Raw genomic sequence first — 13,035 nt, 5'->3', positions numbered from 1 at the left:
CCCGCCACGACCCCACCGGCCGGGACCCGCGGCTCCCTGCGACCACCCCCTCGGCCAGGACCAGCCCCTCCCCGCCACCACCCCGCCCCCACCGGCCAGGACCGCCGGCTCCCCCGCTCGCGACCCCACCTGCCAGGACCGGTGGTTCCCCGGCCGCGGCCCAGCCCGCGAGACCAGGCGCACGCACCGCCCGCCCCGAGTGAGTGACGCACGGCAATCCGGGTACCAGTCGGCCGGGAGCGACGGCTCGCGCCGGGGGGATCGAGCGTGTGGCCGGTGGGGCGAGTAGGGTCCCTGCCCATGAAGCTGGCGTTCTCCACTCTCGGTGTCCCCGGCCTGCCCGTCCCGGAGGTCCTCGCGCTCGCGACCGCGCACGGCTACCACGGTGTCGAGTTGCGCGCCCATCCCGAGGAACCGGTGCACCCCGGCCTGGCACCCGCCCAACGCGCCGAGACCGCGGCCCTGTTCCGGGACGCCGGGGTCGAGGTGCTGGGCCTCGCCGGTTACGCGCGCGTCGCCGCTCCGGGCGACGACGGGCCCGTACTGGCGGAGATCCGGGACCTCCTGCGGCTGGCCCACGACCTCGGCGCACCCTTCGTCCGGGTCTTCCCCGGCGCCGACCCGGACCGGCCCCACGAGGAGTCGGACGCGATCGCCGCCCGGCGGCTCGGCACCGCCGCCGAGGACGCCGCCGCCCTGGGCGTCCGGATCCTGCTGGAGACCCACGACTCGCACCGCACCGGCGCCGACGCGATCCGGATCCTCGGCCCGGTCGGACACCGGCAGGTGGGCGCGCTGTGGGACGTGATGCACACCTGGCTGGGCGGTGAGCAGCCGTCGGACACCTACGCGGCCCTCGCCCCGCACCTGGGCTACGTCCAGGTCAAGGACATCGCCTCCGCCGAGGACACCACCCCGCTGCCGCTCGGCGCCGGAGTGCTGCCCCTCGGCGAGTGCGTGGACGTGCTGTCCCGGCACCACTGGGACGGCTGGCTGTGCTGGGAGTACGAGAAGCGCTGGTACGAGGGGGCCGCACCGCTTCCGGGTCTGCTCGGCGCCGGCCGCGAGCACCTGCTGAGGCTGCTGGGCGAAGCGGCCTAGCCCCCGCCGCTCCACCCGGGAAGGGCCGCTGCCCGGGTGGAATTCGCTGGCCCGGGCGTCGGCGTCCGGTTACCCTCCCCCGGTGATCCAGCCACCGGGGCCGTCCGCCCGCTTCCGCTCATGAGCCTCACCCGCTCGCTCATCGACGTACGCCCCCTGCGCACCTCGCCCGTCTTCCGGCGGCTGCTGATCGGCCGGACCGTGTCCGTGCTCGGCGGGTTCATGACCATGGTGACGGTCATGTACCAGGTCTGGGACCAGACCCGCAGCACCGCGTGGACCGGTGCCGTCGGGCTGGCCCAGGCGCTGCCGCTGGTGGTGTTCGGGCTGTTCGCCGGGGCGTGGGTGGACCGGGCCGACCGGCGCCGCGTCTTCCTCGCGGCGACCGTCGGCCAGGCGGTCTGCTCGCTGCTGCTCGCCGTGCAGGGCTTCACCGGGCATGTGCCGCCGGCGGTCGTCCTGCTGCTCGTCGCCGTGCAGTCGGGCTTCGGCGCGCTGGGCGCCCCGGCCGCCGGGGTGTTCGTCCCTCGGCTGCTGCCCAAGGAACAGGTGGCCGCCGGGCTGGCGCTCCAGCAGGTGACCGGTCAGTCGATGATGCTGCTCGGCCCCGCCCTGGCCGGGCTGCTGCTCGGCTGGTTCGGCATCGGCGTCTGCTATCTGCTGGACGCCCTCAGCTTCGGCCTCGCCTTCTACGGCGCGCGCGGGCTGCCGGCGCTGCCGCCGCAGGGCGAGCCGTCGCGGGCCGGGCTGCACGGGGTGCTCGACGGACTGCGGTTCCTGGCCGGGCACCGGGTGGTGCGGGGCGCGCTGGTCACCGACCTCGCCGCGACCGTGCTGTCGTTCCCGGTCAGCCTGTTCCCGCTGGTGAACGCCGAGCGGTTCGGGGACGATCCGCGCACCCTCGGCCTGTTCCTGTCGGCGCTGGCGGTGGGCGGGGTCGCCGCGACCGCGCTGTCCGGCCCGCTGACCCGGCTCGCCCGGCCGGGCCCGGTCATGCTGTGCGCGTCCGCCACCTGGGGCGCGGCCCTGGTGCTGTTCGGCCTGGCCGGCAACCCCTGGCTGGGCCTGGCCCTGCTCGCGCTGGCCGGTGCGGCGGACGCCACGGCCGTGGTCTCCCGCTCCACGATCGTGCAGACCCGCACCCCGGACGCGCTGCTCGGCCGGGTCACGGCGGCCGAGCAGATCGTCGGCCAGGCGGGTCCCAGCCTCGGCAACGCGCGCGGCGGTCTGCTCGCCGGCTGGACCTCGGGCACGACCGCCCTGATCAGCGGCGGGCTGTTGTGCGTGCTGGCGGTGGCGGCGGTCGCGACGACGACACCCGAACTGCGGGACGAGGCTAGCGCGGTGCCGGACGCGCCGTGAGCGGTGCGGCGCCGCTGACGCACCACTCAAGGACCGCCGGCCAGGGGCCGTACCCGGCGTCCAGGTCGAGGTGGGCGGCGCCGGGCAGGACGTCGGCGGGGATGCCGAGCGGCTCGGCGAAGACCGTGTCCGCGCCCCCGGGGCAGTACGGGTCGTCGTCGCCCGCGACCAGCCGCGTCGGCCCGGGCAGGGTGAAGTCGAGCGCGGGCGGGGCGAAGGCGGCCACCTCCGGGTACCGGGCGAGGACGGGACCGGACGGCGGGGAGACGAGCAGCACCCGGTCCGCGTACCGCTGCTGCTTCATGCCCCGGGCGGCGGCGTGCAGCCACAGCACGGCGGACAGGCTGTGGGCCACCACGACCCGCTCCTCCGGCCCGTTCAACTCCGCCAGGTGGCGGGCGAGTTCGCCGAGCCAGACGTCCAGGTCGGGGTCGTCGGCGTCGGGTAGCTGCGGGTAGCCGACCCGGTGGCCGAGTGCGATGAGCCGGCCGGCGAGCCAGTGCTGCCAGTGCTCGGGCGGACGGTGGTTCTGCCAGCCGTGCAGGATCAGGTACGCGCGTGTGGTCATGCCGGTGATCCTCCACGGCCGGCGTCCACCGGTCCAGCGAGCCCCTTCGAAGCCAGGGAACGTCCGGACGCGCCCCGCGAATGCCCGGTCGGCCGCCCCTTCGTGGTTACTGTGCACTCCCTTGACGGAAAGAAACTTCCCGGATATTGGTGACTCCTCGGAAGTTTCCTTCAGCGGTTCTCCTCTGGAAGGAGCGCACGTGCACCACACCAGCACGGGAAGCGGCACCGGCACGGGTAGCGGCACCGGTACGGCAGGCACGGAGAAGTCCGCGAGCGCGGGCAGACGCGCCGCACGGCCGTCCAGACGCGCCGTCCTCGCCGCGACCGCGGGCCTCACCGCCGCGCTGACCGTACCGACGACCGCCCACGCCGCCACCCCCGACGACCGCCGGCTGCGCGCCCTGATCTCCCGCATGTCGCTGGAGGAGAAGGTCGGCCAGCTCTTCGTGATGCGGGTCTACGGCCACTCCGCCACCGCCCCGGACCAGGCGGACATCGACGCCAACCTCCAGGAGATCGGCGTCCGCACCGCCGCCGAGCTGATCGCCAGGTACCGGGTCGGCGGCATCATCTACTTCGCCTGGGCGCACAACACCCGCGACCCGCACCAGATCGCCGACCTCTCCAACGGCATCCAGCGGGCCTCCCTGGACCAGCCGCGCGGCCTGCCGGTGCTCATCGCCACCGACCAGGAGCACGGCGCGGTGTGCCGGATCGGCGAGCCCGCCACCCTCTTCCCCGGCGCCATGGCGATCGGCGCGGGCGGCTCCCGCTCCGACGCCCGCGCCCTCGGCCGGATCTCGGGCGCCGAACTGCGCGCGATGGGCGTCAACCAGGACTACTCCCCCGACGCCGACGTGAACGTCAACCCGGCCAACCCGGTCATCGGCGTCCGCTCCTTCGGCGCCGACCCGGAGGCCGTGGCCGGGCTGGTCGCCGCCGAGGTGAAGGGTTATCAGGCCGCGGGTGTCGCCGCGACCGCCAAGCATTTCCCGGGCCACGGGGACACCGCCGTCGACAGCCACTACGGCTTCCCGGTCATCACCCACAGCCGCGAACAGTGGGAGGAGCTGGACGCCGTACCCTTCCGGGCCGCGATCCGCGCGGGCATCGACTCGATCATGACCGCGCACATCCAGTTCCCGGCGCTGGACGACTCCGGCGACCCGGCGACCCTCTCCCGCCCGATCCTGACCGGCATCCTGCGCGAGGAACTCGGCTACGACGGGGTCGTGATCACCGACTCGCTCGGCATGCAGGGCGTGCGCACCAAGTACGGCGACGACCGGGTGCCGGTGCTCGCGCTCAAGGCCGGCGTGGACCAGTTGCTCAACCCGCCGTCGCTGGACGTGGCCTGGAACGCGGTGCTGAAGGCCGTGCGGGAGGGCGAGCTGACCGAGACCCGCCTGGACGAATCGATCCTGCGCATCCTGCGCCTGAAGGCCCGGCGCGGACTCTTCGACCGCCCCTGGGCCGACCGGGCGGACGTCGACCACACGGTGGGCACCAAGGCGCACCTGGCGACGGCCGACCGCATCGCCGAACGCACCACCACCCTGCTGGTCAACGAGGACGCCACCCTGCCCCTCGACCGCCGTACGCGGCGCAGGCTCCTGGTCGTCGGCGCCGACCCGGCCTCCCCGTCCGGCACCACCGGACCGCCCACCGGCGTCCTGGCCGCCGCCCTCACCGAACTGGGCTTCACCGCCACGGCCCTGTCCACCGGCACCGCCCCGTCCGCCGCGGCCATCGACCAGGCGGTCACCGCCGCGCGGGACGCGGACGCGGTGATCGTGGCCACGTACAACGTGACGGCGTCCAGCACCCAGCGCACCCTGGTGGACCGCCTGCTGGCCACGGGCAGGCCGGTGGTCGCGCTGGCCGTCCGCAACCCGTACGACATCGCGCAGCTCCCCTCCGTCCGCGCCTGCCTGGCCACGTACTGCTGGACGGACGTCGAACTGCGCGCCGCCGCACGGGTGATCGCGGGCCGGGTGAGACCGCGCGGGAAGCTGCCGGTGCCGGTGCAGCGGGCGGACGACCCCACGCGGGTGCTGTACCCGATCGGCCATGGGCTGACCTACTAGGGACACCGCCCGCCCGCAGGGCCGGTCGGCAGGCATCGTCCGCTGACCGGCCGCCCATGCTCACGGCCGCAGCGCCGGCTCCCTCTCCGTGTCCCGTACGTCCAGCTTCGCGTCGTACCCGGCCAGTGGCTTCGCCCGCGCCACGGTGGACGGGGAAGCACCTGCCCACTCCAGGATGCGGGCCGTGGCCAGGGACTTCTCCTCGGGGACCAGGCCGGCCACGTTCGCGCCGTGGTTCGCCCCGGGTGCCGTGAAGACGTACGCGTCACGGGCGCCCGCGCCGAGGCGGAAGCGCTCCGAGCCCCAGGGGTCGTTCTGGCCGTAGACGAAGAGCATGTGGTGGGCGTGGTGGCGGACCCACGTGTCCACGTCCCGCATGGCGTCCGGCTGGAAGCGCATGGGGATGGAGCGGGGGACGAAGTTGCGCGGGGGCTGGTAGCCGTAGCGGATCAACTTCCGTTCGATGTGCGGGAAGTGGATCGTCGGGGCGCCCAGCTGCGTGCCCGCCTGGTAGTAGTACGGGGTGTACGTCTCCAGGCCCTGGTCGGTGTAGGCGGAGAAGCCGGAGATCGTGTCGACGGAGTTCCAGATCTCCTCGTCGGTCGCGGTCGCCGCGTCCGCCGGAACGGTGTCGCAGTCCTTCAGAAGGCTGTACTGCCAGAAGCCCCAGACGTAGTCGAGGACGACCGCCTCGTAGGCCTTGTCGAGGCTGCCGATGGTGGTGAAGGTGTAGCCGTTCCCGGCGGCGTACGCGGCGTACTTCTTCTCCAGCGGTCCGCGCCGCACCAGCGCCTCCCGCTGGACGGCGTTCAGCCGGTCCCGGCACTCCTTGGTGCCGACCCGCTCGAAGAAGCGGTCGTAGGCCGAGTCCTCCTTGTTCACGACGTCGTTGGGGGCGACGTAGGCCACCACGCCGTCCATGTCACGGGGGTAGAAGCGCTCGTAGTACGTGGCCGTCATGCCGCCCTTGGAGCCGCCGGTGGCCAGCCAGTTGGCGGAGTAGAGGGGCTTGAGGGCCTCGTACACGCGGTGCTGGTCGCTCGCCGCCTGCCAGATGTCGAGTGTGCTCCAGTCGGCCGGGGCCGGGCGGGACGGGGTGAAGAAGCGGTATTCCAGGGAGACCTGGTTGCCGTCCACGATCTGGGTGGGCTCGCGGCGCGAGGGCGTCGTGGAGACGTTGTAGCCGCTGGTGTAGAAGACCGTGGGGCGGCTGGTGTCCTTGTGCAGCACGGTGATGCGCTGCTGGAAGGTGCCCCGGTCGGGGTGGCGGTGGTCGACCGGCTGCGTGTAGTCCAGGACGAAGTAGCGGTAGCCGGGGTACGGCTTCTCCTGGAGGAGGCTCATGCCGGGTATCGACAGGAGCCGGTCCTTGATGTCGGTGGGCTCGGGCTCGGCGGCGGTGGCCGCGCCGGCCGCCGTGCTCAGGGTTCCCAGGAACACCGTGAGCGCCAGCAGCCATCTGAGCGCCTTGCGCATGCGCACTCTCCCCTGTGAGACAGATGTGCGCCGGAAGCTATCCCAGCAACTGCCGTCCCACCAGAGGGAATCGAGCGCTCCGGTTCACCGGCCGGGCGCGGGGGCCGCGGTCAGCACAGGATCCAGCCCGAGCTGACCGAGTACTTGCCCACCGAGCCCTTGATCCACACGCAGCGGTGGCCGGCGTGCACGGTCACCGGGCCGGCGTGGTGCTTGTAGCGGCCCTTGTCGACGACCGGCCGGTTGCCGCGGGCCTGCACGCTGACCGACATGGTCCGGATGGACCCGGGCTGTCTGGCGACGGTGACGGCGCAGACGTAGCCGTCGCGCTTGTAGACGTGGGTGACGCCGGACGCGAACGGGAGCGTGCGCACCTCGCGCCCGGCGCAGCCGCTCGCCGAATCGGCCCGCGCCGTCCCCGTCGCCGTCAGCCCGAGCACCCCGGACGCGGCCAGCACGGCCGCGGCGAGCGCCAGTCGCCTGCGCGGCCGGCGTATCGCACCACTGTCCACTGTCGTCCTCCCCGTCCCGGTCACACACCCCGTGTCCGTACTGATGTACGGACGCACAGGTGTGTCGGATGGTTGCACGACCGTCAGGGAGACGACCCGGCGGGAGGGCTCAGCGGGAGGCGCCGACCGGCTCCTCCGGCTCGGACTGGCCGACGAAGGTCCGCCACAGCTCGGCGTACCGGCCGCCGCGGGCCAGCAGTTCCTCGTGGGTGCCGTCCTCCGCGACCCGGCCGTGGTCCATCACCACCACCCGGTCCGCGCGGGCGGCGGTGGTCAGCCGGTGGGCGACCACCAGGGTCGTACGACGGCCCGCCAGACGGTCGGTGGCCTGGTTGACCTGCGCCTCGGTGGCCAGGTCCAGGGCCGCCGTGGCCTCGTCCAGGAGCAGGATGTCCGGGTCGACCAGTTCCGCGCGGGCGAGGGCGATCAGCTGGCGCTGGCCCGCCGAGAGGTTGCGGCCTCGCTCGGCGACCTCGTGCAGGTAGCCGCCCTCCAGCGTGGCGATCATCTCGTGCGCGCCGACCGCGCGGGCCGCCGCCTCCACCTCGGCGTCGGTGGCGTCGGGACGACCGTAGGCGATGGCGTCGCGGACGGTGCCCGGGAAGAGGTAGGCCTCCTGCGGGACGACCCCGAGCCGGTGGCGGTACGACGTGAGGTCCAGGGCGCGCAGGTCCGTGCCGTCGACCGTGACCCGGCCGGCGGTGGGGTCGTAGAACCGGGCCACCAGCTTCACCAGCGTCGACTTGCCCGCGCCCGTCTCGCCGACGAACGCGACCGTCTGCCCGGCCGGGATCGTCAGGTCGATGCCGGACAGCGCCTCCTCCTCGTCGCCGTACGCGAAGCGCACGTCCTCGAAGGCGATGTCACCGCGCAGGGACAGCACGTCGAGGGGTGCGTCGGCGGTCCGGGTGGACGTCGGCTCGCGCAGCAGCTCCTGGATGCGGCCCAGCGAGACCGTGGCCTGCTGGTAGCCGTCGAAGACCTGGGAGAGCTGCTGGACGGGCGCGAAGAACAGGTCGATGTAGAGCAGGTACGCCACCAGGGCGCCCGTGGTCAGCGTGGCCGCCTCCACCCGGCCCGCGCCCGCGACCAGCACGGCCGCCGCGGCCACCGAGGACAGCAACTGCACGAACGGGAAGTAGACGGATATCAGCCGCTGGCCGCGGATGCGGGCGCTGCGGTAGGCGTCGCTGCGCTCGGCGAACCGCCGCCCGCCGTCCCGCTCCCGCCGGAAGGCCTGCACGATGCGCAGCCCGGCCATGGTCTCCTGGAGGTCGGCGTTCACCGTCGACACCCGCTCGCGGGCGAGTTCGTACGCCTTCACGCTCGCCCGGCGGAAGAAGAAGGTGGCCACGATCAGCGGGGGCAGGGTGGCGAAGACGACGAGCGCGAGCTGGAGGTCGAGCACCAGCAGCGCGACCATGATCCCGAAGAAGGTGACGACCGAGACGAACGCCGTGACCAGGCCGGTTTGCAGGAAGGTGGAGAGCGCGTCGACGTCCGTCGTCATCCGGGTCATGATCCGGCCGGTCAGCTCGCGCTCGTAGTAGTCCAGGCCGAGCCGCTGGAGCTGGGCGAAGATCTTCAGCCGGAGCGTGTACAGCACGCGTTCGCCGGTACGGCCGGTCATCCGGGCCTCGCCGATCTGCGCGGCCCACTGGACGAGCACGGTCAGCAGGCCGAGCAGCGCCGCCGACCAGACCGCGCCGATCGCCATCTTCGTGACGCCCGAGTCGATGCCGTGCCGGATCAGCACCGGCAGCAGCAGGCCGGCGCCCGCGTCGACGGCGACCAGCAGCAGGCTGACGAGGAGGGGCAGGCGGAAGCCGCGCAGGAGGCGGCGCAGGCCGTAGGAGTCCTCGGGCAGGACGGCGCGGGTCTCGTCGACGTCCGGGGTGTCGGTGGCCGGGGGCAGCGCCTCGACCTGGGTGAGCAGTTCCGGGGTGGCCGGGGTGCCGGCCAGCGCCTGGTTCTTGGGCTCCCGGTCACCGGTCCACAGCCGGGGGGTGACGCCCCGCTCCGCGTCGAACTCGGCCTCCAGTTCGTCGCGGACGGAGGTGTCCTCCCGGGGCTCGGCCGGCAGGGCGCGGCCCGGGGAGACCCCGCCCAGCTCGTCCGGGTCGGTGAGCAGGCGGCGGTAGAGGGCCGAGCGCTCCTGGAGCTCCTCGTGGGTGCCGATGTCGGCGAGCCGGCCGCCGTCGAGCACGGCGATGCGGTCGGCGAGGTTGAGGGTGGAGCGGCGGTGGGCGATGAGCAGGGTCGTGCGGCCCTCCATCACGTGCTTCAGCGCCTCGTGGATCTCGTGCTCGACGCGGGCGTCCACGGCCGAGGTGGCGTCGTCCAGGACCAGCAGGCGCGGGTCGGTGAGCAGGGCGCGGGCGAGGGCGATGCGCTGGCGCTGGCCGCCGGAGAGGGTGAGGCCCTGCTCGCCGACCTTGGTGTCGTAGCCGTCGGGCAGCTCCCTGATGAAGCGGTCCGCCTGGGCGGCGCGGGCGGCGGCCTCGATCTCCTCCTGGCCGGCGTCCGGGCGGCCGTAGGCGATGTTGTCGCGGACGGTGTCGGAGAAGAGGAACGAATCTTCCGGGACCAGTCCGATGGCGGCCCGCAGCGAGTCCAGGGTCAGCTCGCGCACGTCGTGGCCGCCGATCAGGACGGCGCCGTGGGTGACGTCGTAGAAGCGCGGCAGGAGCAGGGAGACGGTGGACTTGCCGGAGCCGGAGGAGCCGACGACGGCGAGGGTCTCGCCGGGCCGGATCTCGAAGCTCAGCCCCTCCAGCACGGGACGCTCGTGGTCGTAGCCGAAGGACACGTCGTCGAACTCGACGGTCGCGGGCGCGTCGGCGGGGAGGGTCTTGGTGCCGCCCTTGAGGGTCGGCTCGGTGTCGATGAGCTCCAGGACGCGCTCGGTACTGGCGCGGGCCTGCTGGGCGACGGTGAGGAACATCGCGAGCATGCGGACCGGGCCGACCAGCTGGGCCAGGTAGGTGGAGAAGGCCACGAAGGTGCCGAGCGTGATGTGCCCGTGTACGGCGAGCCAGCCGCCGAGGGCCAGCATGGCGACCTGGCCGAGCGCGGGCACGGCCTGGAGGGCCGGGGTGTACTTGCTGTTCAGGCGGATCGTGCGCAGGCGCCCCGCGAACAGCCGGCGGCCGACCTCGCGCAGCTTGTTCGTCTCCTGGTCCTCCTGCCCGAAGCCCTTCACCACGCGGACGCCGCTCACCGCGCCGTCCACCACACCGGCCACGGCGGCGGCCTGGGCCTGCGCGTACCAGGTGGCCGGGTGCAGCCTGCTGCGGCTGCGCTTGGCGATCCAACCGAGGGCGGGCGCGACGGCCAGGGCGACCAGGGTCAGCGGCAGCGACAGCCACGCCATGATCACCAGGGAGAGCAGGAAGAGCAGGAGGTTCCCGATGGTCATCGGGAGCATGAAGAGCAGGCCCTGGATCAGCTGGAGGTCGCTGGTGGCACGGCCGACGACCTGCCCGGTGGACAGCTCGTCCTGGCGGCGGCCGTCCAGCCGGGTGATCGTGCCGTACATCTCGGTCCGCAGGTCGTACTGGACGTCGAGGGCGAGCCGGCCGCCGTAGAAGCGGCGGATGTAGGTGAGGGCGTAGACCAGGACGGCGGCGCCCACGAGGGCGCCGGCCCAGGGGGCCATGGCGCGGGTGTGGGCGCCGATCACGTCGTCGATGATCACCTTGGTGAGCAGCGGGACGACGGCGAGGACGGCCATGCCGGCGAGCGAGGAGCCGAGGGCGAGGACGACGTCCTTCGGATACCGCCAGGCGTACGCCGCCAGACGCCGTGCCCATCCCCGTTGCGCTGCCACGCCGGTGCCTCCTGTTTTGGCCGTGCTCTACCAGAAGGCGTCAACGCCGGCCGATGCGGATTTCATCCCTCCGCAACAAACCGAGGCAGCGGTCAGACACGTACCCGGAGGTAGTAGAACCTGGTCGTCTGGGCCGCGTTCTGGTTGTCGTCGCTCACCAGGAGGACCTTCAGGCGGCCGGTGTGGTCGCGGCCCGTGATCGTCATGCCCTCGATGTTGTCCAGGAGGGGGTTGGGCTGGGGCTGCTTCGCCGTCGCACCGAGGGAGGGGCAGCGGGCGATGTCGGCCAGGAGCGTCTTCCCGGCCAGGCGGACGCCCGGCTGGCCGGTGAGGTTCTCGGTGCCGCTCGTGTCCGTGGCGTGGCGGAGGTCGGCCAGGTAGAGGCGGACCGTGTTGCCGACGCCGGCGGTGAAGCCGCGCTCCAGGACGAGGAGGCGGCCGTCGGGGGTCGCCTGGACCTCGGGGACGCCGAGGCCGGCGTCGGTGCGGTAGGCGTACTGGGCGCCGGGCGTGAAGCGGCCGTGGTGGCGGGTCCAGGTCTGGAAGCGGACGATGCCGGCGGAGTCGCCCGAGAGCGCGTACTCCATGGAGGCCAGCAGGGTGTGGCCGCCGGGCAGCAGGGTCAGCCCCTCGAAGGTCTGGTTGGCGGTGGCGCGGCCGGCCGGGGCGACCTGGAGGGCGGGCGGGACCGGGAGGCGGTCGAGGATCGCGCCGTCGCGGGAGTAGCGGCGGATGGACGGCTCGGTCTCGGAGGAGATCAGCCGGGTGCCGTCCCGGTCGATGACGAGGCCCTCGGAGTCCAGGTCGGCGCCCTTCTCGTCGGCGAGGTGCACGGCCGCCCGCGGCTGGAGCGTACGGGCGTCCAGGCCGAACAGCGACGAGCGGTCGGCCAGGGCCGCCAGCGAGCCGTCCCGGTCGACCGCGAGGGCGGAGAAGTTGCCGACGAAGGTGCCGTCGTACGTCGTCTTGTCGAGCGCGTCGGAGAAGCGGTCGATCGACACGGTGGCCGAGCAGGCGTGGCGCGCGGTGGTGCCGGCGGCGGCCGGCCCGGCGGCGGCCAGACAGGTGGCCGCCGCCAGGCCGGCGGTGAGGGTGGCGAGTACGGTTCTCAGGCGCATGGCTCTCACCGTAGGACTCGTCGGTGACGGGCGCGAGACCGCCTCGTGAAGGGTCAGCTCCGCGGCGGTACGGCGACGAACGCCTCGCGCGGCCGGCTCGTCGGGGTGTAGCGGGTGACGCCGCTGGTGGTCGGCACCAGGTCCTTGTGGATCGCCTTGGCGACGTTCTGGATCGTGGTGACGCCGTAGCTCATGGTGCTGTTGTCCTGCGTCAGCACGGTGATCATGTAGTCGCGGCCGGCACCGTTGAAGGTGCCCAGGCTGTGCACCCGCCAGCCGTGCGTGGAACGCTGCAACCAGCCGTTCTTCACGTGCACGGAGACGGAGGACGGCGCGCCGGCCGGGGTGCCCCAGCGCTGCGAGGAGACGACCTGGCCCATCAGCTTCAGGATGTAAGCGCGGGAGTTGTCGCTCAGCACGCTGTTCTTGGCGGTGACGAGCTTGAGGAGCTTCTGCTCGTCGTTGACGTTCTCCTGGGTCAGACCCCAGTAGCCGTTCGCGCCCGGCACGGTCTTGGTCATGCCGGCGGCGGCCAGGAAGCCCTTGATCTTCGTCATGCCGAGCTGCTTCCAGAGCTTGCTGGTCGCGTTGTTGTCGGACTGGGTGATCATGGCCTTGGCGAGCGACTGCTCGGTGCTCGTCAGGTACCGGTTGTGCTTCTTCGCGTCCCACAGCAGCGTGGCGAGCACGGTGACCTTGACCGTGCTGGCCGAGTCGTACGCGCTGGTGGCCCGCAGGGTGCAGGTGGTCTTGGTGCCGCGGTCGTACAGGCCGATGGCGACCGTGCCCTTGCGGTTGGCGAGGGCCGCCGTGATGTCCTTCTTCAGCTTGGCGGCCAGGCCCGCCTTGGCGGACGTACAGCTCACGGTGGGCGTGGCCGCGGCGGCCGGGGTGGCGGCGGTGACCGCCGGTACGAGCAGCGCGGCACTGACGGCAGCCGCGAGCACGCCGGCCCGGCCGGGTATCCGGTAAGTCATGGA

The 13,035-nt window shown here is 72.9% G+C and carries 9 protein-coding genes; 3 read left to right on the top strand and 6 right to left on the bottom strand.

Annotated elements, in window-relative coordinates; all coding sequences use genetic code 11:
• The first annotated feature begins 300 nt into the window (after nt 1–300).
• Together IE294_RS12800 and IE294_RS12795 are read left to right on the top strand one after the other, a co-directional pair.
• The gene (locus tag IE294_RS12800; protein WP_189885426.1) at nt 301–1,101 is read left to right on the top strand and encodes a sugar phosphate isomerase/epimerase family protein; all 801 of its coding nucleotides are present in this window, start codon (nt 301–303) and stop codon (nt 1,099–1,101) included.
• Between the two features lie 120 nt (nt 1,102–1,221).
• Nucleotides 1,222–2,463 carry an MFS transporter gene (locus IE294_RS12795; protein ID WP_189885425.1) on the top strand — a complete coding sequence of 414 codons (1,242 nt, stop codon included), beginning with the start codon at nt 1,222–1,224 and terminating at the stop codon, nt 2,461–2,463.
• Here IE294_RS12795 and IE294_RS12790 read toward each other — a convergent pair.
• Nucleotides 2,438–3,031: an RBBP9/YdeN family alpha/beta hydrolase gene (locus IE294_RS12790; protein WP_189885423.1), complete on the bottom strand. Its 594-nt coding sequence runs from the start codon at nt 3,029–3,031 to the stop codon at nt 2,438–2,440. The genes IE294_RS12795 and IE294_RS12790 overlap by 26 nt on opposite strands.
• A 199-nt stretch (nt 3,032–3,230) precedes the next feature.
• On the opposite strand from IE294_RS12790, the gene IE294_RS12785 reads away from it, so the two are divergent.
• Nucleotides 3,231–5,120, top strand: coding sequence for a glycoside hydrolase family 3 protein (locus IE294_RS12785; protein WP_189885420.1), 1,890 nt, complete (start codon nt 3,231–3,233; stop codon nt 5,118–5,120).
• A 60-nt stretch (nt 5,121–5,180) separates the two neighbouring features.
• On the opposite strand, the gene IE294_RS12780 is transcribed toward IE294_RS12785, so the two are convergent.
• The 5 genes from IE294_RS12780 to IE294_RS12760 all read right to left on the bottom strand — a co-directional run bounded on the left by IE294_RS12780 (nt 5,181) and on the right by IE294_RS12760 (nt 13,032).
• Nucleotides 5,181–6,596 (bottom strand): S28 family serine protease, encoded by a 1,416-nt coding sequence (locus IE294_RS12780; RefSeq protein WP_189885418.1) that lies wholly within the window; start codon nt 6,594–6,596, stop codon nt 5,181–5,183.
• Nucleotides 6,597–6,706: 110 nt separating this feature from the next.
• Complete coding sequence (locus IE294_RS12775; RefSeq protein ID WP_189885416.1) at nt 6,707–7,108, bottom strand: hypothetical protein; 402 nt, start codon at nt 7,106–7,108, stop codon at nt 6,707–6,709.
• A gap of 109 nt (nt 7,109–7,217) precedes the next feature.
• Nucleotides 7,218–10,937, bottom strand: a complete 3,720-nt coding sequence (locus tag IE294_RS12770; protein WP_189885414.1) for an ABC transporter ATP-binding protein — start codon at nt 10,935–10,937, stop codon at nt 7,218–7,220.
• 92 nt (nt 10,938–11,029) lie between these two features.
• The gene (locus tag IE294_RS12765; RefSeq protein WP_189885412.1) at nt 11,030–12,055 is read right to left on the bottom strand and encodes an esterase-like activity of phytase family protein; all 1,026 of its coding nucleotides are present in this window, start codon (nt 12,053–12,055) and stop codon (nt 11,030–11,032) included.
• A gap of 53 nt (nt 12,056–12,108) precedes the next feature.
• On the bottom strand, nt 12,109–13,032 hold the full coding sequence (locus tag IE294_RS12760; protein WP_189885410.1) for a serine hydrolase: 924 nt from the start codon (nt 13,030–13,032) through the stop codon (nt 12,109–12,111).
• Nucleotides 13,033–13,035 lie beyond the last annotated feature (3 nt).

The sequence above is a fragment of the Streptomyces canarius genome, assembly GCF_014650735.1.
In the GTDB taxonomy this organism is placed as follows: domain Bacteria; phylum Actinomycetota; class Actinomycetes; order Streptomycetales; family Streptomycetaceae; genus Streptomyces; species Streptomyces olivaceoviridis.
The sequence above is the reverse complement of the archived record's forward strand: the minus strand, read 5'-3'. Positions and strand labels throughout refer to the sequence as shown.